Here is a 20,290-nt window from a genome sequence, read left to right as displayed (position 1 = left end):
GCGGCGAAGCCGTCGTGAATCCGGTTGACGCAGTCTGTCTGACGCACCGCAAGTGCTGGTTTGACGACTGCTGCGCAGCCGAACGCAGCCTTCGGCAGCTGCTACAAAGGGGCGGTCTATTCTTCTGCATCCCTATAGCTTTGACCCGACTGTCATCATTCCTGTCAGTTACGGTCATTGCTGCAGGACACGGTCTTACGGACAATCAACGCCTGTTTTTTGCACATGGATCTGCCGGTATGTCGCAACAGATATTTTTCGCCCACGCCAATGGCTTTCCTTCGGGGACCTACAGCAAGTTGTTTGCGGCGCTGGCGCCGGAGTACCGGGTGGCGCATCTGGAGCAGCACGCCCATGACCCGCGCTTTCCGGCGGACGACAACTGGAACAATCTGGTGGATGAGCTGATTCATCACCTCAAGCAGCAGCCGGAACCGGTCTGGGGCGTCGGCCACTCTTTCGGCGGCGTGCTGCACCTTCACGCCGCGTTGCGTTGCCCTGAGTTGTATCGCGGCGTGGTCATGCTCGATTCGCCGGTGCTGACCCGCACCGATCAATGGGTGATCCGTGCCGCCAAACGCTTCGGTTTTATCGATCGCCTGACCCCGGCCGGTCGCACGTTGGGACGACGGGAAGAGTTCGCCGATCTGGACGCGGCCCGCCTGTATTTCGCCGGTAAAACGCTGTTTCGCGGCTTCGACCCGGAATGCTTCGAAGCCTATCTTCAACATGGTTTGCAAAAGGTCGGCGACAAGCTGCGCCTGCGTTTCGACCCAGCCACGGAAATCAGCATCTACCGTGGCGTACCGCACACCAGCCCTGGCCGCGCGCGGCAATTGAAAGTGCCGCTGGCAGTGGTTCGTGGGCACAAGAGCCGCGTGGTGATGCGTCATCACGCCCGATCCGTCGGGCGCATGCCGCTGGGCGAGTCCTTGACCCTGCCCGGCGGTCACATGTTTCCCCTAGAACGTCCACAAGACACGGCCACGCTGCTGAAGAACCTGTTCAGTCGCTGGGACAGTCGCCGCCAACAGGATTGCGCATGAACAGCGTCGTCGAAGAAGTTCGCCTGAGCCTGCCGCATATCGAATTGGCGGCGCACCTGTTCGGTCCCGAGGACGGCTTGCCGGTGATTGCCTTGCACGGCTGGCTGGACAACGCCAACAGCTTTGCCCGGCTGGCGCCCAAGCTCAAAGGCTTGCGCATCATCGCGCTGGACATGGCCGGGCACGGTCACTCGGGGCATCGGCCGAACGGTGCCGGTTACGCGCTGTGGGACTACGCCCACGACGTGCTGCAAGTGGCCGAGCAGTTGGGTTGGAAACGTTTTGCGCTGCTGGGGCATTCCCTGGGGGCGATCGTCTCGCTGGTGCTGGCCGGGTCGTTACCGGAGCGGGTGACTCACCTGGCGTTGATCGACGGCATCATTCCTCCTACAGACAAAGGCGAAAATGCCGCCGAGCGCATGGGCATGGCCCTGCAAGCGCAGCTGGATCTGCGAGAAAAACGCAAACCGGTCTACAACACCCTCGACCGGGCCATCGAAGCGCGCATGAAAGGCCTGGTGGCAGTCAGTCGCGAAGCCGCCGAACTGCTGGCCCAGCGCGGCTTGATGCCGGTGCCGGGCGGTTATACCTGGCGCACCGACAGCCGCCTGACGCTGCCGTCGCCGCTGCGTCTGACCACTGAGCAGGCGATGGCTTTCGTCCAGCGCGTCAGTTGTCCTGCACACTTGGTGGTTGCGGCTGACGGTATGCTCGCCAAACATCCCGAGTTGCTGGAACGTCTACCCTTTAGCCATGAACAGTTGCCTGGCGGCCATCACTTGCACCTCAATGACGAACCCGGTGCCGGTCTTGTCGCAGACTGTTTCAATCGGTTCTTCGCCGTTCCTTGACTTGCGTCGGGCAACTGTCGAGGCTGGGCGGGTTGAAATGGGAGACAACCATGATAGATCTGTACACCGCTGCGACCCCGAATGGCCACAAGGTCTCTATCGTGCTCGAGGAACTCGGCCTGCCCTACACGGTGCATGCCTTGAGTTTCGACAAAAAGGAACAGAAGTCCCCGGACTTCCTCAAGATCAATCCCAATGGCCGGATTCCGGCGATTGTCGACCGCGCCAATGGCGATTTCGCCGTGTTCGAGTCCGGCGCGATTCTGATTTACCTCGCCGAGATGACCGGCAAACTGCTGCCCCAGGATCCGAAAGGGCGCTCGGTGGTGTTGCAATGGCTAATGTTCCAGATGGGCGGCATCGGCCCGATGCAGGGCCAGGCCAACGTGTTTTTCCGCTACTTCCCGGAAAAGCTCCAGGGCGCCATCGATCGCTATCAACATGAAACCCGACGCTTGTATGAAGTGCTCGACACGCGTTTGCAAGCGGTGGAGTTTCTGGCGGGCGAGTACAGCATTGCCGACATCGCGACCTTTCCGTGGGTCCGCGGCCACGACTGGTCCGGTGTCTCGGTGGACGGCTTGCCGTCCTTGCAGCGCTGGATAGCCACCCTTGAAGCGCGCCCTGCGGTGCAGCGCGGTTTGCGGGTGCCGGAGCGCATCGATGATGCCAGTGTCATCAAGGGTGCCCAGGCCATGTTGATCCGATGAGCCTGGCCATGCGTTCACTCACTCTGCTGGCGCTGTGCAGTTTCAGTCCCTGGTTATTGGCCGCTGACATCCCGGGCAGCCAGGACCTGCCGATCGTGCCGCGCATGACCGATGCGCAGATCGTCGACTATCGCCCGACGGTGGAACTCGAGCGGATTTACCCGCTGGGTTCGATCCGCAAGATCAGCGGCCAATTGCGTTTCGACGGCCAGGTCACGGCTCGCGGTCAAACCACCTCGGTCACCTACGAATTGCCACCGGAGCATTCCTCCACCGATGCCTTCACTGCTGCCCGCGAAGCCTTGCAGAAACAGGGCGCCGAGCTGTTGTTCTGGTGTCAGGCCCGGGATTGTGGCGAAAGCAGCCTGTGGGCCAATGAAGTCTTCGGCAACGCCAAGTTATATGGCGCCGATAATCAGCAGGCTTATTTGCTACTGCATCTGGCGGCCCCTAAAGACAACACGCTGGTGGCGCTTTACAGCATCACTCGCGGTAATCGCAGGGCTTATCTGCACGTCGAACAGTTCGAGGCCTCGGCACCGCTGGGTGATTTGCTGCCGACGTCCGCGACGTTGCTGCGCCAGCTCAAAAGCACCGGGAAACTCGATTTTCCCAAACTCGACGGCGACCCTGACGATACCTGGCTGCGTTTGATTTCCCGCGGCCTGAACCTGGACACTACGCTGCGGGTCAGCGTTTCCGGGCCCAGTGCCGAAGCCTGGCGCCAGGCGCTGATCGGCCAGGGCGTGCGCACGGCGCGGATGGAAACCGGCAGCGTCGAAGGCTCTGGCCTGCACTTCGAACTGTTGCGATAAGCTTCATTCGGCGAACGCGTTCTGCGCGTTCGCCTACTCTTTGCGGACTGACTTTTTTCGGGATCTTACATGGTCAATAACGATCGGCTGTTGGTGCAGATCCTGCTCCTGGTGCTGTTTGGCGCGAGTTTATGGGTGATGGCGCCGTTCTGGTCGGCGCTGTTCTGGGGCGCGGTGCTGGCGTTTGCCAGTTGGCCGTTGATGCGTCTGTTGACCCGTTGGCTCAATGGTCGTGAATCCCTGGCGGCGCTGTTGCTGACACTCGGCTGGATGCTGCTGGTGGCGGCGCCGCTGGTGTGGCTGGGGTTCAACCTGGCGGATCACGTGCGCGATGCCACCGCGTTCATCAAGGATGTGCAGGTCGATGGTTTGCCTGAAGCGCCAGCCTGGCTGGGCGGTATTCCCCTGGTCGGCGAGCGGTTGGTGGGGATCTGGAACAGCATCGATCAGCAAGGCGCGGCGATGATGCTGGCGATCAAGCCTTATCTGGGGCAGGTCGGTAACTGGTTGCTGGCGCGCAGCGCGCAGATTGGCGGCGGGATCCTCGAGTTGACGCTGAGTATCGTGTTTGTGTTCTTTTTCTACCGGGACGGGCCGCGTTTGGCGGTGTTTGTCCATGGGTTGCTGGAGCGGCTGATTGGTGACCGCGCCGGGTATTACATCGAACTGGTGGCGGGCACCGTGCAGCGGGTGGTTAACGGGGTGATCGGCACTGCAGCGGCGCAGGCGGTGCTGGCGTTGATCGGCTTCCTGATTGCCGGTGTGCCTGGGGCGCTGGTACTGGGGATCGTGACGTTTTTGCTGAGCCTGATTCCGATGGGGCCGCCGTTGGTGTGGATTCCGGCCACGGCTTGGCTGGCCTGGAAGGGTGAGTACGGAATGGCGGTGTTCCTCGGGATCTGGGGCACGTTCATTATCAGCGGGGTCGACAACGTGCTTAAGCCGTACCTGATCAGCCGAGGCGGGAATTTGCCGTTGGTGATTGTGCTGCTCGGGGTGTTTGGCGGATTGATTGCGTTCGGGTTTATCGGTCTGTTCATCGGCCCGACGTTGTTGGCCGTGGCTTACAGCCTGTTGACCGATTGGAGCAAGAGCCAGGCTCGGGTTGAAGATCGTCGGCCCTGAGTTTTTTGCCGGGGCTTAGGGCCACATCGCGAGCTGGCTCGCTCCCACACTCATTTTGTGGCCGACACAAACCCATGTAGGAGCGAGCCTGCTCGCGATGCTGTTTGACTTAAGTGGCCACGTTCAGGTGTTTGCCCACGGTCGCCACGTTGTCGAGCGAATACTGCTTGCTCAGGTTGGCGATCATTTTGTTCAGGGCTTCGGTCACGTTGAACTGATTGGTCGAGCTGTCGGAGTTCTGCTCGCGGCCGGCTTGCAGGACGGCTTTCAGTTCATCGCTGCTGACGCCACCGCTGCTGTCGCTATCGAGTACTTTGAGCAACGCGGCGCTGGTGTCGGTGGAGGTTGACGAAGTGCTGTCGCTTGCCTGCAACGCGCTGCTCAGTTCCGTGGCCGTGACACTGCCATCGCTGTCGGTATCGAGTTGGCTGAACAGCTCTTCGCTGGACATCTGCTGAGGTGGCGGTGGCGGCGGGGTCAGGCTGGCGGCGAGTTCGTCCTGGCTGACGGTGCCGTCTTCATTCTTGTCCAGGGCCGAGAAGATCTCCGAGCTGTCGGCCGTGCTGCCGGCGCTGGTCAGGCCATTGCTCAGCTCATCGCTGCTGATGGCGCCGTCGCCGTCTGTGTCCAGCGCGCTGATCAGCGCATCGGCCAGTTCGGTGTTCGGCGCCTGATCGTTTGGCGGTGGCGGTGGAGGGGCCATCGCGGCCATTTCTTCGCTGCTCAGGCTGCCGCTTTCGTCGCTGTCCAGGTCGCTGAAGTTCTTGCTCAGGCTGACCAGCAGACCATCGTCGGTTTTCTGCGACAGGGCGCTCTTGAGCTCATCCTGATCCACCGCGCCGTCGCTGTTGCTGTCGAGTTTGGCGAGCAGTTCTTTCTGGAATTGCTGGCTGCGGGCGCTGTTGGTGGCGGTACTGCTGGTGCTGGTGTAGCTCGTGTAGCTGCTGACACTACCGATCATTGTGCTCACTCCTTGGAATGGGAAGCCGGTGGGTACACCGGTTTATGCAGCCTCAAGGGGCAAGTTGTCGTGGGTATGTGGGATTTGTACCGTCCGGTACACAAACACGGATATCAGGCCAGCCTACGCTCCCACATTGAATGGATGTGTGGCTTAGACGCGAGGCAGGCGGATGACGGCGGTCAGACCACCGCCGGGCGTTTCTTCCAGGCTCAACTGCCCGCCCAAACGTTCCGCGGCTTCCCGGGCGATGGTCATGCCCAGGCCGACGCCGCCAGAGTTGCGATTACGCGAACCTTCCAGGCGAAAGAACGGTTCAAACACTGCTTCACGTTTATCCGTCGCGATACCTGGGCCATGGTCGATGACCCGGATCACCAGTTGTTCGCGACTGTCCTCAAGCGTGATCAGCGCGTCACCGGCATAACGCAAGGCGTTGTCCAGCAGGTTGTTGATGCACGAGCGCAAAGCCATCGGTTGAACCTGTAGCGGGGCGCAATGGCCGCTGGCCTGGACGTTGGCGCCCTGGTCCTGGGCGTTTTCGCTCAGGGACTCCACCAGCGCCTGCACGTCCATCCATTGTGGCGCCTCGCTGGTGCGCTGTTCGTGCAGGTAGGTGAGGGTGGAATCGAGCATGCCGATCATGTCGTCCAGGTCCTGACGCATCTGGCCTTGCAGCTTCTCGTCGTCGATCTGTTCCAGTCTCAGCTTGAGCCGCGACAGCGGTGTGCGCAGGTCATGGGACACCGCGCCGAGCATGCGCGAGCGTTGCTGTATTTGTTCAAGAATGCGTTTCTGCATCAGGTTGAAGGTGTGCGCCGCTTGCCGCGCTTCCCGTGGGCCGGACTCATCCAGTGGCGGACTGTCGAGATTTTCACTCAGGCGCTCGGCGGCGTCGCTCAGGCGCTGAATCGGGCGGGTCAAGAGCTTGGCGCCGTACCAGGCGGCGATGATCAGCGAGACAAACTGAAAGGTCAGCGGCACCAGCGGCCCACCGAACCACGGCCGCGGTGGTCGATTGCCGAAACGCGGGTCCATCGGTGGGGGAGGGCCGTCAAAGTGCTCGGAAAACCCCGGCGGCGGGGGAGGCGGGGGCGGCCCGTAATGTTTGAACCATAAAAAAGCTAACAAATGCGCCAGTACGATAGCCACCAGCAGCACGCCGAACAGGCGGCCGAACAGCGTATCGAAGCGCGCACGCATCAGCCGATGTCTCGTGCGTCGAACAGATAACCCTCACCGCGAACGGTCTTGATCAACTGCGGGGCTTTCGGGTCGTCGCCCAGTTTCTGGCGCAGGCGCGACACCAGCAGATCGATGCTGCGATCAAACGCTTCGATCGAGCGACCGCGCGCCGCGTCCAGCAGTTGTTCGCGGCTGAGCACCCGACGCGGACGTTCGATGAACACCCAAAGCAAGCGGAATTCGGCGTTGGACAGCGGCACCACCAGGCCATCGGCGGCGATCAACTGGCGCAATACGCTGTTCAATCGCCAGTTGTCGAAACGAATATTCGCACGCTGTTCAGTACGGTCGTCACGCACCCGACGCAGAATGGTCTGAATCCGCGCGACCAGTTCCCGCGGCTCGAACGGCTTGGCCATGTAGTCGTCGGCGCCCAGTTCCAGGCCGATGATCCGGTCGGTGGGTTCGCAGCGGGCGGTGAGCATCAGGATCGGGATGTCCGATTCGGCGCGCAGCCAGCGGCACAGTGACAAACCGTCTTCGCCCGGCAGCATCAGATCGAGTACCACCACATCGAAATGTTCGGCTTGCAGCGCCTGACGCATGGCGGCGCCATCGGTGACGCCGCTGGCGTGGATATTGAACCGGGCCAGGTAGTCGATCATCAGTTCGCGGATCGGGACGTCATCGTCGACGATCAGGGCGCGAATGCTCCAGCGTTTGTCATCGGCCGGCGCTTTTTGATCGTCGTTCAGAGGTGCTGGGGAGTTGTGCATGCGTGCGTTCATCTGCCAGGTAGGCTGCCAACCACAAAGATAGGCTGCGAGGTTGTGGCTTCAGCATAGGCGTCCGGCCGTGAGGCGGGAAGTGCTGTAGGACTTGTTGCGGCTGACGAGGGTAGCGTTGAAGGGTGTTGTGGGCGTGTCGTGTGTGTATCGGGTTCGACACAATTGCCGCAGCAGCTAGTCTTGCCTGAGCCGCGACGACGAATTACCGATCATCGGGTCCCGCAGCGGCGCTGGTTCCGCTACAATGCGCGCCGATTTCGACTTGCCTGAGAGCCCACTCATGTCCGCCTGCCAGACGCCTATTATCGTCGCCCTGGATTTCCCCACTCGTGACGCCGCACTGAAGCTGGCCGATCAACTGGACCCGAAGCTGTGCCGGGTCAAAGTCGGTAAAGAACTGTTTACCAGTTGCGCTTCGGAAATCGTCGGCACCTTGCGCGACAAGGGTTTCGAAGTGTTCCTGGACCTCAAGTTCCACGACATTCCGAACACCACCGCCATGGCCGTCAAGGCGGCTGCGGAAATGGGCGTGTGGATGGTCAATGTGCACTGCTCCGGCGGCCTGCGCATGATGGCCGCCTGCCGTGAAGTGCTCGATCAGCGCAGTGGCCCGAAACCGTTGTTGATTGGCGTGACCGTGTTGACCAGCATGGAACGTGAGGATCTGGCGGGGATCGGCCTGGACATCGAGCCGCAGGAGCAGGTGCTGCGCCTGGCCGCGCTGGCGGAAAAAGCCGGGATGGACGGTCTGGTCTGCTCGGCCCAGGAAGCCCAGGCCCTGAAAGCCGCTCACCCGTCGCTGCAACTGGTGACCCCGGGGATTCGTCCGGCGGGCAGTGCCCAGGACGATCAGCGCCGTATCCTGACTCCGCGTCAGGCGCTGGATGCCGGTTCCGACTACCTGGTGATCGGCCGTCCGATCAGCCAGGCGGCGGATCCGGCCAAGGCGTTGGCGGCGGTCGTCGCAGAAATCGCTTAAGCGCCGCGGACCCTGTGGGAGCGGCGGTGCGGCGCTCCCACATTGGTTTTGTGGTCCTTTCAGATACCGGGTTAAACCTTCAACACCAACTTCCCGAAATTCTCGCCGCTGAACAACTTCATCAGCGTCTCCGGGAATGTTTCCAGTCCTTCGACAATGTCTTCCTTGCTCTTGAGCTGCCCCTTGGCCATCCAGCCAGCCATTTCCTGCCCGGCAGCGGCGAACTGCGCGGCGTAATCCATCACCACGAAGCCTTCCATCCGCGCGCGATTGACCAGCAATGCCAGGTAGTTGGCCGGGCCTTTGACCGCTTCCTTGTTGTTGTACTGGCTGATGGCGCCGCAAATCACCACCCGTGCCTTCATGTTCAGGCGGCTCAGCACGGCATCGAGAATATCGCCGCCGACGTTATCGAAATACACGTCGACGCCTTTCGGGCATTCACGCTTGAGGCCGGCGGTGACGTCTTCGTGTTTGTAGTCGATGGCGCCGTCGAACCCCAGCTCATCGATCAGGAACTTGCACTTGTCCGCGCCGCCGGCAATGCCAACCACCCGGCAACCTTTGATCTTGGCGATTTGCCCGGCAATGCTGCCCACCGCACCGGCCGCGCCCGACAGCACCACCGTGTCACCGGCTTTCGGCGCGCCGACATCGAGCAGGGCGAAGTAGGCGGTCATTCCGGTCATACCCAGCGCGGATAAATACCGCGGCAGCGGCGCCAGTTTCGGATCGACTTTGTAGAAACCTCGCGGCTCGCCGAGAAAGTAATCCTGCACGCCCAGGGCACCGTTGACGTAGTCACCCACGGCAAAGCCCGGATTGTTCGAGGCAATGACTTTGCCTACACCCAGTGCACGCATGACTTCGCCGATACCGACCGGCGGAATGTAGGACTTGCCCTCGTTCATCCAGCCACGCATGGCCGGGTCCAGGGACAGGTATTCGTTCTTGACCAGGATCTGACCCGCCGCCGGTTCGCCGACCGGTACTTGCTGATAGGTGAAAGTCTCGCGGGTAGCCGGCCCCACGGGACGTTTGGCGAGCAGGAACTGGCGATTGGTCTGGGTAGTCATGACAGGCACTCAAGATGAATGAAGCCTTGTTGATAGACCTTCATAGGCGATGCTGCAAGGTCGGCTGACGCTGCGAATGCACGTCGATCCAGTGCAGTGATAATCACGGAGCCCGTTCTATCACTGCCACTCATGGGCGCCCAACCGGCCTTCTGATAATGCTGCCGGGCCCTAGGCCCCTGTGGCTAGACTGGGAACTCGCGATCCCCACATTCTTGCCTTCGAGGACATAACAATGAGCATGACGTTTTCCGGCCAGGTCGCCGTTGTGACGGGCGCGGCCAATGGGATTGGCCGCGCAACCGCTTTGGCGTTTGCCGCCGAAGGTTTGAAAGTGGTGGTGGCCGATCTGGACGCGGCCGGTGGTGAAGGCACTGTGGCGCTGATTCGCGCCGCCGGCGGTGAAGCGACCTTCGTGCGCTGCAATGTCACTGTGGAAAGCGATGTAAAAAATCTGATGGACGAGGTAGTGAATGCCTACGGCCGTCTCGACTATGCCTTCAACAATGCCGGCATCGAAATCGAGAAAGGCAAACTGGCCGAGGGCACGCTCGATGAGTTCGACGCGATCATGGGCGTCAACGTCAAAGGCGTCTGGCTGTGCATGAAGTACCAGTTGCCGTTGCTGTTGGCCCAGGGCGGTGGCGCGATCGTCAACACCGCTTCGGTCGCCGGCCTGGGGGCTGCGCCGAAGATGAGCATCTACGCTGCCTCGAAACATGCGGTGATCGGCCTGACCAAGTCAGCGGCCATCGAATACGCCAAGAAAAAGATTCGCGTGAATGCGGTGTGCCCGGCGGTGATCGATACCGACATGTTCCGTCGTGCCTATGAAGCGGACCCGAAGAAGGGCGAATTCGCCAATGCCATGCACCCGGTCGGACGTATCGGCAAGGTCGAGGAGATTGCCAGCGCGGTGCTGTATCTGTGCAGCGACGGCGCAGCGTTCACCACCGGTCATTCGCTGGCGGTGGATGGTGGCGTCACGGCGTTTTAATGCTTCAGATCGCGACGCAACGCTTTGTAGCAGCTGCCGAGCCTGCGAGGCTGCGTTCGGCTGCGCAGCAGTCGTGAGTCCAGTGGCCGCGGCCTGCCTGACACACCGCAATCGCTGATTTTACGACTGCTTCGTCCGAACGCAGGCTTCGCCAGCTGCTACTCCTCGCGTTTTTTATCGTTCGGCACCAGGTTCCGTGAAAACATCGGGCATTGTGTTTCAAATGGTTAGAACCGACGGTTTTGGCGGTTTTGTCGCACATCCTGTCGAGCGCTCCTGTGATTAACTGTTTTGCGCAAAACAGACAGGAGTTTGCTTGCTCATGGAGTTGAGAATCGATCGACAGGCATTGGTGCCGGTCGTGCAGCAAATCGTCGACGCGATGGCCGACTGGCTCCATCGTGGCGAGGTGCCGCCGGGGACGCGTTTGCCTTCCGTGCGGCAAATCGCGCGGATCAATCTGCTCAGCCAATCCAGTGTTGTCGAGGCCTGTGAACGGTTAGTGGCTCAAGGTGTGCTGGCGACGCGTAGCGGGGCGGGTTTCTTTGTCGCGGCAACGACGCTGGACGCTCACGGGCAACGGGATTTTTCCTGGTTCGAGGGGGTTGAGGAGCAGCAGAGTGGCGTCGTGGGCGATCTGAAGCTGGGTTGCGGCGGATTACCCGAAAGCTGGCGCGAGACTGACGACCTGAGCTATGCCATACGCCAGGTCAGCCGCACCGACATGGCCGGTTTGTTCAACTACAGCACACCGCTGGGCCTGCTTGCCCTGCGTCAACAGATCCTCAAGCGGCTGAAACAGCTGGATATCGCGGTGGATGAAAGTCGAATCCTCACCACGGCAGGTGCCAGTCATGGGCTCGACCTGATCGTGCGCACGTTGTTCAAACCGGGCGATTGCGTGGTGGTGGAGAACCCCGGTTATTCGATGCTGTTCGATCTGCTCAGGCTGCACGGGGTCAGCATGATCGAAGTCCCACGAACGCCTCACGGACCCGACACCGAAGCACTCCAGACACTGTTGCTGAAATACAAACCCCGTGGCTTGTTCATCAACAGCTTTTATCACAACCCCACCGGCAGCAGTTTGACCTTGGGCGTGGCTCGGCAGGTGCTGCAGCTGGCCAGAAACCATGGCGTACTGGTGATCGAAGACGACGTCTATGCGGATTTGCACCGCGGTCCCGGTACGCGTCTTGCGGCATTGGGTATCGATGACAACGTGATCTACGTCGGCAGCTACTCCAAAACCCTCAGCAGTTCGTTGCGGGTCGGCTTTGTCGTGGCGGGGGCCGACGTCATTTCGCGACTGGCCGAGGTCAAGATGATCAGCAGCATGGGCGCTTCACGGTTTTGCGAATCGGTGCTGGCTTCTTTATTGGCCAGTGGTGCCTATCGCAAATTGGTGCAGCGTCAGCGCCAGCGTTTAAGCACTGACAGGGACGCGGCCTTGCAGGTGCTCGAAGACGCGGAATGGGAGGTTTTCGGCAAACCCGCAGGTGGCCTGTTCATCTGGGCGCGATCGCGCAAGTCCGACGCCGTTCAGGTGCGGATTCAGGCGCGACGCTTCGGCATCCTGCTGTCATGCGCAACGGCATTCAGCCCCACCGGCCAGGCCCATGATTGGCAGCGCATCAACGTCGCCTATGCCTGTGATCCTCGCGCTCGGGCATTTTTTCAGGCTACCGCTCGGGATCGACCTCAAGCGTTCTGAAAACGACGCTGGCGTAGCTTTTGGCCATTATTCCGACGCCAGAGACTTGTGTTGACACAAGCCCGTTGCGAATCTGCATCCACAGACAATGGCAGGGGACTAAGCGCAATGATTTCGGCCGTGCAAGGACGTTTTGCCAACCTCGGTATGGCGAAAAAACTGGGAGTCGGGTTTGTACTGGTGCTGCTGTTGACAGCCCTGGTGGCGGCTATCGGCGTATGGTCCCTGCAAACCATCAGTCATCGCTTCGACGGGCTCAAGCAGATGTCGTCGCTCAACAGCGGTTTGCTCAAGGTGCGTCTGCTTGAGCAGGAGTACGCCTTGCGCGGCGACCCGAAAACCGTGGATGCCTTGCACGCGGGGGTGGACGCGTTGATCGCGCTGGCGACCGAGCTCAAGGCTCAGTCCGCGGCCAACGTGCCGGTCATGAATGACGTCGAACAGTCTCTGGGGGCCTATCGCAAGGCTTTTGACGAGTTCGTCTCGCTGAGTCAGGCCAAGGACCTGGCGCTGGAAATGGCCAGTTGGTCGGTGTCCAGCGTGGCCAATAACCTGGATGTGCTGCAGTCCGGGCTTAGCGATGATGGCGCCTATGCCTTGAAGGAGTCCGAGGGCAAGGACGGCGCGCAATTCATCGAGCAGGCGAATCAGGTCAGCCAGGTCTCGCGGCTGATGTTGCAGGCGATGAACGAAGCGCGCGTACGCCTGGATCAGAGCCGTAAGGGCGACGACAGTGCAGGGCAGGGCAAGATCGAGCAGGCCGATCAGGCGCTGGCCCAGGCCGAGCAGTTGAAAGCCACGGTCAAGGATGAGGGCTACCAGACGGTCCTCAATGAAGTGTCCGGTCATATCGGCAGTTTCACTGAAAAGCTCGCCGAGTACACCGGCCTGTTGGCGCAGGAAAAGACCGTCTCCGAGCAACTCCACCAGCGCGCCGCGCAAGTGGTGGAGCGGGTGGATCAGGCCTACGTAGCCGAAGACCGGTCGATGCAGGCAGAGCTGAAAAAGAACTCGCTGTTGATCATCGGCTCCTCGGCTCTGGCCTTGCTGGTCGGGCTGATTGCCGCGTGGGTGATTACCCGGTTGATCGTCGCACCGCTGCGTAGCGTAATCCGTGTCGCCCAGCAGATCGCCGCGGGAGATTTGAGCGCGACAATCGACGTGACCCGTCGAGACGAGATCGGCCAGTTGATGCAAGCCATGCAGCAAATGGGCGCGGGGCTCAGCAGCATCGTCAGTGGTTTGCAGGCCGGTATCGAACAGCTGGCAAGCTCTGCGCAATCGCTGTCGGCGGTGACCGAGCAGACCAACCTTGAAGTCAGCAGTCAGAAGGAAGAAACCGAGCAGGTCGCCACCGCGATGAACCAGATGACCGCCACGGTGCACGACGTCGCACGTAATGCGGAGGAGGCCGCCCTGGCGGCGCAGACTGCCGACGGCAAGGTCGAAAGCGGGCAGCAGGTGGTGCGTCAGAGCATGGCGCGGATCGAGCAACTGGCGGACTCGGCCACCTCGGCCAGCTCCAGCATCGAAAGCCTCAGTGCAGAAATCCAGAACATCGGCACGGTGCTCAGCGTGATCAAAAGCGTTGCCGAGCAGACCAACCTGCTGGCGCTCAATGCGGCCATCGAGGCGGCGCGCGCCGGCGAGCAGGGCAGGGGCTTTGCGGTGGTGGCCGATGAGGTTCGGGCGCTGGCCAGGCGAACCCAGCAATCGACCGAGGAAATCGAACGTCTGGTCAGTGCCTTGCGCTCGGCGGCGCAGTCGTCAGTGCAGCAGATTCAGAGCAGTGGCGAGTTGGTGAAGCTGGCGGTAAGCGATGCGTTGCAGACCGAAAGTGCGTTGGGGAGTATTGCGGCGGCGGTGTCGCTGATTCAGCAGATGAACCAGCAGATTGCGGCGGCTGCAGAGGAGCAGAGCTCGGTGGCCGAGGAGATCAATCGCAGTGTCACGAGCATTCGCGCCAGTGCGGATCAGTCTTCATTGGCGATGCAGGGCAATGCGGCGTCGAGTATTGAACTGGCGCAGTTGGGCAGTGAGTTGAGGGGGATGGTGGGGCATTTCAAGCTGTAGCAGCTGCCGAAGGCTCGGGCTGCGTCCGGATGATCCATTGATTCTGGCGGCCATCAATCCCAACGCAAAAAAAAGCCACCTGACCCGGTGGCTTTTCAGCATTTGCATGATCAGTCGTAGATCACTTTCTTCTTCCAGTCGGCATCAGCCTCGACGTCTTTGAGCCCTTCAGTCAGTTGGTTCACTTCGCCTTCAACCGGGGCGATCTTGTCCATGACCTGGTCGTTGGCGCGGGCCAGGAGTTTTTCCAGGTACTCGAGTTGTTCGCTGTAGACCTGGGGCTCCGGTTGTTTGCGCAGGTACTGCACGCCGCGTTCGAAGGCCAGGCGGGCCTGGCCTGGCTGGTTTTGTTGCAGGGAATGCTGGCCGAGGTTGTTGAAGAATTCGATGTGCAGCAGGACCAGGATGTGCCGAACTTCACGGATCCAGCGCTTGGCTTCGTTGGCTGGCAGGAAACCGTCCTGTGCGGCGCGGGTGATCTGGCCATGAATGGCTTCCAGCAGGAAGCGCACGTCTTTGGCCTTGGCTTCGGTCTGGATCGGTGCCGGCGGGTTGTTGACCGGGATCGATTCACCTTGGGCAACCAGGGCACTCAGCTCGGTAATCCGCGCCTTTAGCGTGGCACTGGATTTTTCCAGGTTGAGCAGGCGCTGGCAGACGTTCAGTTCCAGGCGGGTCAACAGCAGCTTGAGTGCGGGTGTCATGAACTGGCCGGGAAAGGTCTCGGTGATTTCGCCGCAGCGACGCAGGCGGTCGTTGAGTTCAACCTTGGTGCGGGCTTTTTCCAGCTTATTGTTTTCCACCACATGGTTCATGTAGCCAATGGCGATCAATAGTGCGATCCCGGCTACGACTAGCAGGGTGATCATGAGTGGTGTCACCGGTAAGACCTCTTTATGGGGTTCGCGTGCGAGTCGAGTGTAGTGGCTTGGCATATGGGCGCATAGGGCCGCTCGACGAGTGAATCGGCTATAGCTCTGCTTATATCGGCCGCAATGCTGCTTCTATAAGTAAATAGCGTGCGAGGTGCACATTGCCATCATCCAGGCAGGGACTATAGCGTCTTGGTGGATGCCAGAATATAGGCGTCAAAGGTCAGGCGACACAAAAGCCTGAATCGCTGCCAAAAGCAGGGCGAAGTCATTGATTTAAATAAATTTATATCTGGGGGTTGACGACCCCTCAATCCATCCATAGAATGCGCGCCACTTACAGCGTAAAGCACACAGCGAAACGCGGTAGGGAGTGAATGTTGTACGTGTGTCCCCTTCGTCTAGTGGCCTAGGACACCGCCCTTTCACGGCGGTAACAGGGGTTCGAGTCCCCTAGGGGACGCCAATGCGGGAATAGCTCAGTTGGTAGAGCACGACCTTGCCAAGGTCGGGGTCGCGAGTTCGAGTCTCGTTTCCCGCTCCAATTTTAAACAGCGTTGCTTTCGGGCAAGGCTGAGTGAAACCAGAACCAAGTCTTCGGATGCGGGTCTGGGCACCGAAACACACACCATGTGTTCCGGGCAGCGTGTCCCCTTCGTCTAGTGGCCTAGGACACCGCCCTTTCACGGCGGTAACAGGGGTTCGAGTCCCCTAGGGGACGCCATTTGCGGGAATAGCTCAGTTGGTAGAGCACGACCTTGCCAAGGTCGGGGTCGCGAGTTCGAGTCTCGTTTCCCGCTCCAAATTCAAAAAAACGCCGCTCATTGAGCGGCGTTTTTTTATGCGCGTAAAAAACCTCCCTAACTTCCAAGGCTCTGCACCAGGCTTTCGAGTGCTTCAATGGTTGTATCTTCCAGTGGCGGTTGCGCTGCTACCGCTCTAAGTTGGCTGGCCAAACGGTATTCGCTGGGCGTGCAGTTGACGAACTGTTTGAAGGCGCGGGCGAAGTAGGAAGGATCCTTGAAGCCGGCCTCATAGCCGATGCTGGTAATCGGCATCTGGCTATTGTCGAGCAGTTGTTTGGCGAAACTCATGCGCTTGTCCAGGATGTAATCGGTGAAGCCGACGCCATTGGCTTCCTTGAACAGGCGACTGAAGCGAAAAGTCGTCATGCCGCAGCGCTTGGCCAAATCCCTCTGATCGATGCTGTCCCGAAAGTGCTGGTCGATGTACAGCATGATGTTGCTCAGCGCCTGATGTTTTTGGTGCCCGGAGGTCAGGCGGATGCTATCTGGCAGAGTGGGCGAGTGGTCGATCAGCAATGTCTTGTCCTGACCGGCATTGCGGCGCAACTCGCAGAGCTGCATCAGTGCCGTCAGGTAGCGCTTCCTCTCGGCGGTGGTGAGCGGGAGCACCATGTATTCCCAGACACTGGAGCGCATGGCCCAGACGGCCAGTTCTTCTGAGTGCTGCACGGTGAACATGGTGATCGGGATGGTGGGGGTGGTGCGTTTGATCTCCAGCAACAACCTCAAGCCGGGGGTGTCGGGGCGATCGAAATGGATGCAGATCATGTCCGCCTGTTCTCCGTGGGGCAGCACGGAGTTTTTCGCCAGTTTGCAGTCGCAAGTGTCCTCGAACTGCGCGATGAGTTCCTTCGTGGAACGATCGTGAGTCAGATCGAACCATAGCAGCGATGGCCTTCTGGTCATGTTGGACGTCATGTCTCTACTCTGCGGTTCTACGGGCCCCTCTTCGCTGAGTAGTATTGCTAACGTGCTATCACTTTGCAGATTAAATACTGATAAGAAAGACGAATTTTAGTTCTATCGGCTCTATGCGTTGCCTGGAAATCAGTCCCAGGCAACTGGCTGTTGGTGTGTCGTCTATGAACCAGGTATCAGCCGCTCGTCGCTTGTAAATCGAAGTCAGTGGTAATCGCGAATCATCCCTTGTTTTACCCCTCCTGCTACTTCTGCAAAGGCCAATGACCGTATTTGGCCGCACCCGCAAAAAAGTCCTAGTGATGTGCAAAATCTTCCTAACGCCCATGCCTTGCCCCTGACTAGGGTTGCATCAGGCAGTGCAGAACGTACTGCCTTCCGGAAAAAACAACATTCGAGTGAGGTGGGCAAAATGATCATTCAAGCAATCAAGACTTCGGTTCTGAAATTCGTCAAAGACGAAGATGGCCTGACCATTGTGGAATACGCAGTGGCGGGTGGGTTGATTACGGCTGCTGTTGCCGCCGCATTCACCGATCTCGGAACAAACGTACATACCCGAATCACGGCGCTGTGCAATGCCGTTGGTGGTGGTGCTGCTTGCGTGTAACGATAATTTCCGAGAGGGAGATGCTGAAATGTCCATGGAGCAGCTGGTGGCAACTGGTGTGCTGATAGGGCTGCTGGGCATAGCGGTGGTGAGCGATATTCGTCGCCACCGCATTCCCAACCTGCTGATCCTGGTAGGCCTGGCTCTGGGATTAGTCGGCCAGACTTATTCAGGTGGAGTAAGCGGGTTGGGTGACAGCCTGTTGGGCATCCTGATCTGTTTTGCGCTGTTTCTGCCCATGTATGCCGTGGGTGGCATGGCCGCCGGCGACGTCAAGTTGATGGCCATGGTTGGCAGCTTCCTACCGGTCTATTCCGCATTGTGGGCCGCCCTATACAGTCTGGTATTCGGCGCCCTGTGCGGTTTGCTGATTGTGCTGGTGCACGGTCAGATGTTGCAGACCCTGGGGCGTTATTGGCTGATTCTCAAGGCTCGGGCTTACTTGGCGCCGAGTGCGGACGAGGCGGCCGGCAAGCCCTTTCCTTACGCTGTTGCAATTTTGCTCGGCACTCTAGGCAGCATCTACTGGCAACTCGTTGCCAGCGGGTTGGGAGATTAGTCATGCACGTCATGGTTGATATTGATGCCTTCCCCAATGAGCGGGAAGCGGTGCAACGACTGGCTCCTCAGCCGTGCACAATCCGGGAAACCGGTCTGACCGACAGTTTCCTCGGCGAGTTGGTATGTAAGCATTTATATGACGCCGGCGTGCTCGACATGTCGCGGCTGGTGGAGCGCCTGGCGCTGACCGGTGCTGTACTTGAAGAAGTCCTGGCGTTCCTGCGCAAGGATGGTCGTATCGAAGTGCTTGGCCAGATGGGCCAGACGGGTGGGCAGATGCTGCGTTATAGCCTGACCGAACGCGGCCGCAGTGCCGCCCGCGATGCCTTGTCGCGCAGCGGTTATATCGGCGCGGCGCCTTTCCCGGTGAGTACCTACCGTTCCCTGATCAAAATCCAGACCATTCACCACGGTCGCATCAGCGCGAGCGATATGCACAAGGCCCTTACTGGCGTCGTGCTCACGGAGGGGATGCTCGATCAGTTGGGCGTGGCGCTGAACTCCGGGCGCGCGATCATGATTTATGGCCCCGCGGGTACCGGCAAGACCTATGTCAGCAGTCGGCTGATTCGTCTGTTCGCCGAGGCCATCTGGGTGCCGCATGCCATCGTCATCAACGAGTCGGTGATCGAGATCTATGACCCGCAGGTGCATCAGCGCCTGGATGACGACACTCAACCAAACAATTTGATGCTCAACGAAGGGATCGACCGTCGACTGCTGCGCTGCAAACGCCCGATCGTCATTACGGGCGGTGAGTTGAGCATGGAACAGCTGGACGTTCGCTATGACCCCTTCACCCGTCAGTACCAGGCCGCCTTGCAGCTCAAGGCCAGTAATGGCCTGTTCATCATCGATGACATGGGGCGCCAACGCATGGCACCTGCCGAGCTGTTGAATCGCTGGATCGTACCGATGGAGGAGAAACGCGACTTCCTCAACTTGGGCGGCGGCCGGCATTGCGAGCTGCCGTTCGATCTGATTCTGGTGTTCTCCACCAACCTCAATCCCCTGGAGCTGGCCGATGAGGCCTTCCTTCGCCGGATTGGCTACAAGCTGCAGTTCGGTTACCTGAAGCCTGAGGAGTACGAAAAGATCTGGCGTCAGGAAAGCGAGCGTTTGGGCATTCCTTTTGACCCGCTGCTGCTGCGTTATGTACTGCAAAGGCTTTATGCAAGTGAAGGCATGCCCCTGGTGCCTTGCCATCCCCGCGATCTCCTGAACATGGCCCTCGATCGTCAGCGTTACCAGGGCGGTTCCGGGAACCTGTCGCCGCAGGAGCTGGAATGGGCCTGGCACAACTACTTCGTCCAGCTCGACTTTTCTTGATACGGAGATACTGACATGAGCTCTCGTACTCTTCCCCTGATAGGCGTTTCCCTGGTCATGGGCCTTGGTGCTGCATGGATGGCCGACTCCTGGCTGAGCGCCCGGCTCAATGCCACCCCGGATGACCACCTTCGAAGCGTGGTGGTCGCCACGGTAGAAATTCCATTCGGGCAGATGGTCGAGGCCCAACAGGTCACCACCGTGCGCATGCCCATGGACACGATTCCGGACGATGCTCTCGATTCCAGCGACAAGGCCGTGGGCAAGATCGCAACGTTTGACATCTTGCGTGGCGACGTCATGCGCGGTGCACGTCTGAGCGAGCACTTGGGCGGCAGTACTCTGGCCTCTCTGATTGCCACAGACAAACGTGCCATATCGGTACGCGTGGACGATGTGGTCGGTGTCGGTGGATTCCTTCTGCCAGGTAACCGGGTCGATGTACTGGCGACCAAAACCACGAATGCCGGCAGTAACAGCGCCGTGTCCAGGACCATCCTCGAGAACTTGCGAGTGTTGGCGGTGGACCAGACGGCGGGTACCGACAAGACCCAACCGGTGGTGGTGCGTGCAGTGACGCTGGAGATGACGACTGCAGAGGCTGAAACCCTGGTCACGGCGCAAACGGAAGGGAAACTGCAACTAACCCTGCGCAATCCGCTGAACTCCGAGAAAAAAATCGTGACCGCCGCGCCTGTTGCTGCGGCCCCCATGGTTGTGGCCGCCGCCCCGGTGCAAAAACGCGTGGTGCAACGTGGCGAGGGTGGCGGGGCTGTCACCATCATCCGCGGGATCCAGACCAGTGTAGTGAAAGTTCGTTGACAGGGCGGTAGGGGTGCCTGGGCACCAAGGTATTGGCGGAGCCGATCCGGAT

19 protein-coding genes, 4 tRNA genes and 1 pseudogene are annotated in these 20,290 nt (G+C 60.0%); 18 read left to right on the top strand and 6 right to left on the bottom strand.

Annotation, left to right across the window (positions count from 1 at the left end; genetic code table 11):
- Positions 1–239 precede the first annotated feature (239 nt).
- The 5 genes from PMI21_RS13330 (at position 240) to PMI21_RS13350 (ending at position 4,547) form a co-directional block, all read left to right on the top strand.
- Positions 240–1,046, top strand: coding sequence for an alpha/beta fold hydrolase (locus PMI21_RS13330; RefSeq protein ID WP_007938750.1), 807 nt, complete (start codon positions 240–242; stop codon positions 1,044–1,046).
- On the top strand, positions 1,043–1,897 hold the full coding sequence (locus PMI21_RS13335) for an alpha/beta hydrolase (protein WP_007938749.1): 855 nt from the start codon (positions 1,043–1,045) through the stop codon (positions 1,895–1,897). The genes PMI21_RS13330 and PMI21_RS13335 overlap by 4 nt, the downstream gene beginning before the upstream one ends.
- 50 nt (positions 1,898–1,947) lie before the next feature.
- A complete protein-coding gene (locus tag PMI21_RS13340; RefSeq protein WP_007938748.1) occupies positions 1,948–2,607 on the top strand; it encodes a glutathione S-transferase family protein in 660 nt (219 codons plus the stop codon).
- Positions 2,608–2,615: 8 nt separating this feature from the next.
- Entirely contained in the window at positions 2,616–3,422 is an 807-nt protein-coding gene (locus tag PMI21_RS13345) for a DUF4892 domain-containing protein (protein WP_007938747.1), read from the top strand.
- A 69-nt stretch (positions 3,423–3,491) separates the two neighbouring features.
- The gene (locus PMI21_RS13350; protein ID WP_007938746.1) at positions 3,492–4,547 is read left to right on the top strand and encodes an AI-2E family transporter; all 1,056 of its coding nucleotides are present in this window, start codon (positions 3,492–3,494) and stop codon (positions 4,545–4,547) included.
- A gap of 109 nt (positions 4,548–4,656) precedes the next feature.
- Here PMI21_RS13350 and xopAW read toward each other — a convergent pair whose 3' ends face one another.
- The 3 genes from xopAW to PMI21_RS13365 form a co-directional block, all read right to left on the bottom strand.
- Positions 4,657–5,508: a XopAW family type III secretion system calcium-binding effector gene (xopAW, locus tag PMI21_RS13355; RefSeq protein WP_007938745.1), complete on the bottom strand. Its 852-nt coding sequence runs from the start codon at positions 5,506–5,508 to the stop codon at positions 4,657–4,659.
- A 153-nt stretch (positions 5,509–5,661) separates the two neighbouring features.
- Complete coding sequence (locus tag PMI21_RS13360; protein ID WP_007938744.1) at positions 5,662–6,711, bottom strand: sensor histidine kinase; 1,050 nt, start codon at positions 6,709–6,711, stop codon at positions 5,662–5,664.
- Positions 6,711–7,469, bottom strand: a complete 759-nt coding sequence (locus tag PMI21_RS13365) for a response regulator (RefSeq protein ID WP_008070269.1) — start codon at positions 7,467–7,469, stop codon at positions 6,711–6,713. Before PMI21_RS13365 ends, PMI21_RS13360 begins: the two co-directional genes overlap by 1 nt.
- A gap of 292 nt (positions 7,470–7,761) precedes the next feature.
- Here PMI21_RS13365 and pyrF point away from each other — a divergent pair, with 292 nt between their 5' ends.
- Positions 7,762–8,460, top strand: coding sequence for an orotidine-5'-phosphate decarboxylase (pyrF, locus tag PMI21_RS13370; protein WP_007938741.1), 699 nt, complete (start codon positions 7,762–7,764; stop codon positions 8,458–8,460).
- Between the two features lie 71 nt (positions 8,461–8,531).
- Here the strand turns inward: pyrF and PMI21_RS13375 are convergent, their stop codons facing one another.
- Positions 8,532–9,536, bottom strand: a complete 1,005-nt coding sequence (locus PMI21_RS13375; protein ID WP_007938740.1) for an NADP-dependent oxidoreductase — start codon at positions 9,534–9,536, stop codon at positions 8,532–8,534.
- A gap of 235 nt (positions 9,537–9,771) precedes the next feature.
- On the opposite strand from PMI21_RS13375, the gene PMI21_RS13380 reads away from it, so the two are divergent.
- The 4 genes and pseudogenes from PMI21_RS13380 (at position 9,772) to PMI21_RS30190 (ending at position 14,320) form a co-directional block, all read left to right on the top strand.
- Positions 9,772–10,533, top strand: a complete 762-nt coding sequence (locus PMI21_RS13380) for an SDR family oxidoreductase (protein WP_007938739.1) — start codon at positions 9,772–9,774, stop codon at positions 10,531–10,533.
- Between the two features lie 322 nt (positions 10,534–10,855).
- The gene (locus tag PMI21_RS13385; protein ID WP_007938738.1) at positions 10,856–12,247 is read left to right on the top strand and encodes an aminotransferase-like domain-containing protein; all 1,392 of its coding nucleotides are present in this window, start codon (positions 10,856–10,858) and stop codon (positions 12,245–12,247) included.
- Between the two features lie 108 nt (positions 12,248–12,355).
- Positions 12,356–13,459, top strand: a pseudogene (locus PMI21_RS30195) (HAMP domain-containing protein); the annotation flags it as partial.
- Entirely contained in the window at positions 13,439–14,320 is an 882-nt protein-coding gene (locus PMI21_RS30190; protein ID WP_443200766.1) for a methyl-accepting chemotaxis protein, read from the top strand. The pseudogene PMI21_RS30195 and the gene PMI21_RS30190, both read left to right, overlap by 21 nt.
- Before the next feature lie 110 nt (positions 14,321–14,430).
- Here the strand turns inward: PMI21_RS30190 and PMI21_RS13395 are convergent, their stop codons facing one another.
- Positions 14,431–15,189 carry a hypothetical protein gene (locus tag PMI21_RS13395; protein ID WP_033064012.1) on the bottom strand — a complete coding sequence of 253 codons (759 nt, stop codon included), beginning with the start codon at positions 15,187–15,189 and terminating at the stop codon, positions 14,431–14,433.
- 393 nt (positions 15,190–15,582) lie between these two features.
- Between PMI21_RS13395 and PMI21_RS13400 the strand changes: the two genes are divergently transcribed.
- The 4 genes from PMI21_RS13400 to PMI21_RS13415 all read left to right on the top strand — a co-directional run bounded on the left by PMI21_RS13400 (position 15,583) and on the right by PMI21_RS13415 (position 15,995).
- Positions 15,583–15,658, top strand: a tRNA-Glu gene (locus tag PMI21_RS13400).
- Between the two features lie 2 nt (positions 15,659–15,660).
- Positions 15,661–15,736, top strand: a tRNA-Gly gene (locus PMI21_RS13405).
- A gap of 104 nt (positions 15,737–15,840) precedes the next feature.
- A tRNA-Glu gene (locus tag PMI21_RS13410) sits at positions 15,841–15,916 on the top strand.
- Between the two features lie 3 nt (positions 15,917–15,919).
- Positions 15,920–15,995: transfer RNA gene (locus PMI21_RS13415), tRNA-Gly, on the top strand.
- Positions 15,996–16,052: 57 nt separating this feature from the next.
- On the opposite strand, the gene PMI21_RS13420 is transcribed toward PMI21_RS13415, so the two are convergent.
- The gene (locus PMI21_RS13420) at positions 16,053–16,916 is read right to left on the bottom strand and encodes a helix-turn-helix transcriptional regulator (RefSeq protein ID WP_007938735.1); all 864 of its coding nucleotides are present in this window, start codon (positions 16,914–16,916) and stop codon (positions 16,053–16,055) included.
- A gap of 412 nt (positions 16,917–17,328) precedes the next feature.
- Between PMI21_RS13420 and PMI21_RS13425 the strand changes: the two genes are divergently transcribed.
- From PMI21_RS13425 to cpaB, 4 genes are read left to right on the top strand one after another with little or no spacing between them, the layout of a single operon-like run.
- Positions 17,329–17,526: a Flp family type IVb pilin gene (locus tag PMI21_RS13425; protein ID WP_007938733.1), complete on the top strand. Its 198-nt coding sequence runs from the start codon at positions 17,329–17,331 to the stop codon at positions 17,524–17,526.
- A gap of 28 nt (positions 17,527–17,554) precedes the next feature.
- Positions 17,555–18,085 (top strand): A24 family peptidase, encoded by a 531-nt coding sequence (locus PMI21_RS13430; protein ID WP_007938731.1) that lies wholly within the window; start codon positions 17,555–17,557, stop codon positions 18,083–18,085.
- Between the two features lie 2 nt (positions 18,086–18,087).
- Entirely contained in the window at positions 18,088–19,416 is a 1,329-nt protein-coding gene (locus PMI21_RS13435) for a hypothetical protein (RefSeq protein ID WP_007938729.1), read from the top strand.
- Positions 19,417–19,431: 15 nt separating this feature from the next.
- A complete protein-coding gene (gene cpaB / locus PMI21_RS13440) occupies positions 19,432–20,238 on the top strand; it encodes a Flp pilus assembly protein CpaB (protein WP_007938726.1) in 807 nt (268 codons plus the stop codon).
- The last annotated feature ends 52 nt before the right edge of the window (positions 20,239–20,290 follow it).

It is taken from the genome of Pseudomonas sp. GM18 (assembly GCF_000282195.1).
Lineage (GTDB): Bacteria > Pseudomonadota > Gammaproteobacteria > Pseudomonadales > Pseudomonadaceae > Aquipseudomonas.
The sequence above is the reverse complement of the archived record's forward strand: the minus strand, read 5'-3'. Positions and strand labels throughout refer to the sequence as shown.

Coding starts and splice junctions, on each gene's coding strand:
- PMI21_RS13360 (WP_007938744.1), bottom strand. CDS start 6,711: ATGCGTGCGCGCTTCGATACGCTGTTCGGCCGCCTGTTCGGCGTGCTG.
- PMI21_RS13420 (WP_007938735.1), bottom strand. CDS start 16,916: ATGACGTCCAACATGACCAGAAGGCCATCGCTGCTATGGTTCGATCTG.
- PMI21_RS13365 (WP_008070269.1), bottom strand. CDS start 7,469: ATGCACAACTCCCCAGCACCTCTGAACGACGATCAAAAAGCGCCGGCC.
- PMI21_RS30190 (WP_443200766.1), top strand. CDS start 13,439: ATGCAAGCCATGCAGCAAATGGGCGCGGGGCTCAGCAGCATCGTCAGT.
- PMI21_RS13350 (WP_007938746.1), top strand. CDS start 3,492: ATGGTCAATAACGATCGGCTGTTGGTGCAGATCCTGCTCCTGGTGCTG.
- PMI21_RS13380 (WP_007938739.1), top strand. CDS start 9,772: ATGAGCATGACGTTTTCCGGCCAGGTCGCCGTTGTGACGGGCGCGGCC.
- PMI21_RS13385 (WP_007938738.1), top strand. CDS start 10,856: ATGGAGTTGAGAATCGATCGACAGGCATTGGTGCCGGTCGTGCAGCAA.
- PMI21_RS13430 (WP_007938731.1), top strand. CDS start 17,555: ATGTCCATGGAGCAGCTGGTGGCAACTGGTGTGCTGATAGGGCTGCTG.
- cpaB (WP_007938726.1), top strand. CDS start 19,432: ATGAGCTCTCGTACTCTTCCCCTGATAGGCGTTTCCCTGGTCATGGGC.
- PMI21_RS13345 (WP_007938747.1), top strand. CDS start 2,616: ATGCGTTCACTCACTCTGCTGGCGCTGTGCAGTTTCAGTCCCTGGTTA.
- PMI21_RS13375 (WP_007938740.1), bottom strand. CDS start 9,536: ATGACTACCCAGACCAATCGCCAGTTCCTGCTCGCCAAACGTCCCGTG.
- pyrF (WP_007938741.1), top strand. CDS start 7,762: ATGTCCGCCTGCCAGACGCCTATTATCGTCGCCCTGGATTTCCCCACT.
- PMI21_RS13340 (WP_007938748.1), top strand. CDS start 1,948: ATGATAGATCTGTACACCGCTGCGACCCCGAATGGCCACAAGGTCTCT.
- PMI21_RS13425 (WP_007938733.1), top strand. CDS start 17,329: ATGATCATTCAAGCAATCAAGACTTCGGTTCTGAAATTCGTCAAAGAC.
- xopAW (WP_007938745.1), bottom strand. CDS start 5,508: ATGATCGGTAGTGTCAGCAGCTACACGAGCTACACCAGCACCAGCAGT.
- PMI21_RS13335 (WP_007938749.1), top strand. CDS start 1,043: ATGAACAGCGTCGTCGAAGAAGTTCGCCTGAGCCTGCCGCATATCGAA.
- PMI21_RS13395 (WP_033064012.1), bottom strand. CDS start 15,189: ATGATCACCCTGCTAGTCGTAGCCGGGATCGCACTATTGATCGCCATT.
- PMI21_RS13435 (WP_007938729.1), top strand. CDS start 18,088: ATGCACGTCATGGTTGATATTGATGCCTTCCCCAATGAGCGGGAAGCG.
- PMI21_RS13330 (WP_007938750.1), top strand. CDS start 240: ATGTCGCAACAGATATTTTTCGCCCACGCCAATGGCTTTCCTTCGGGG.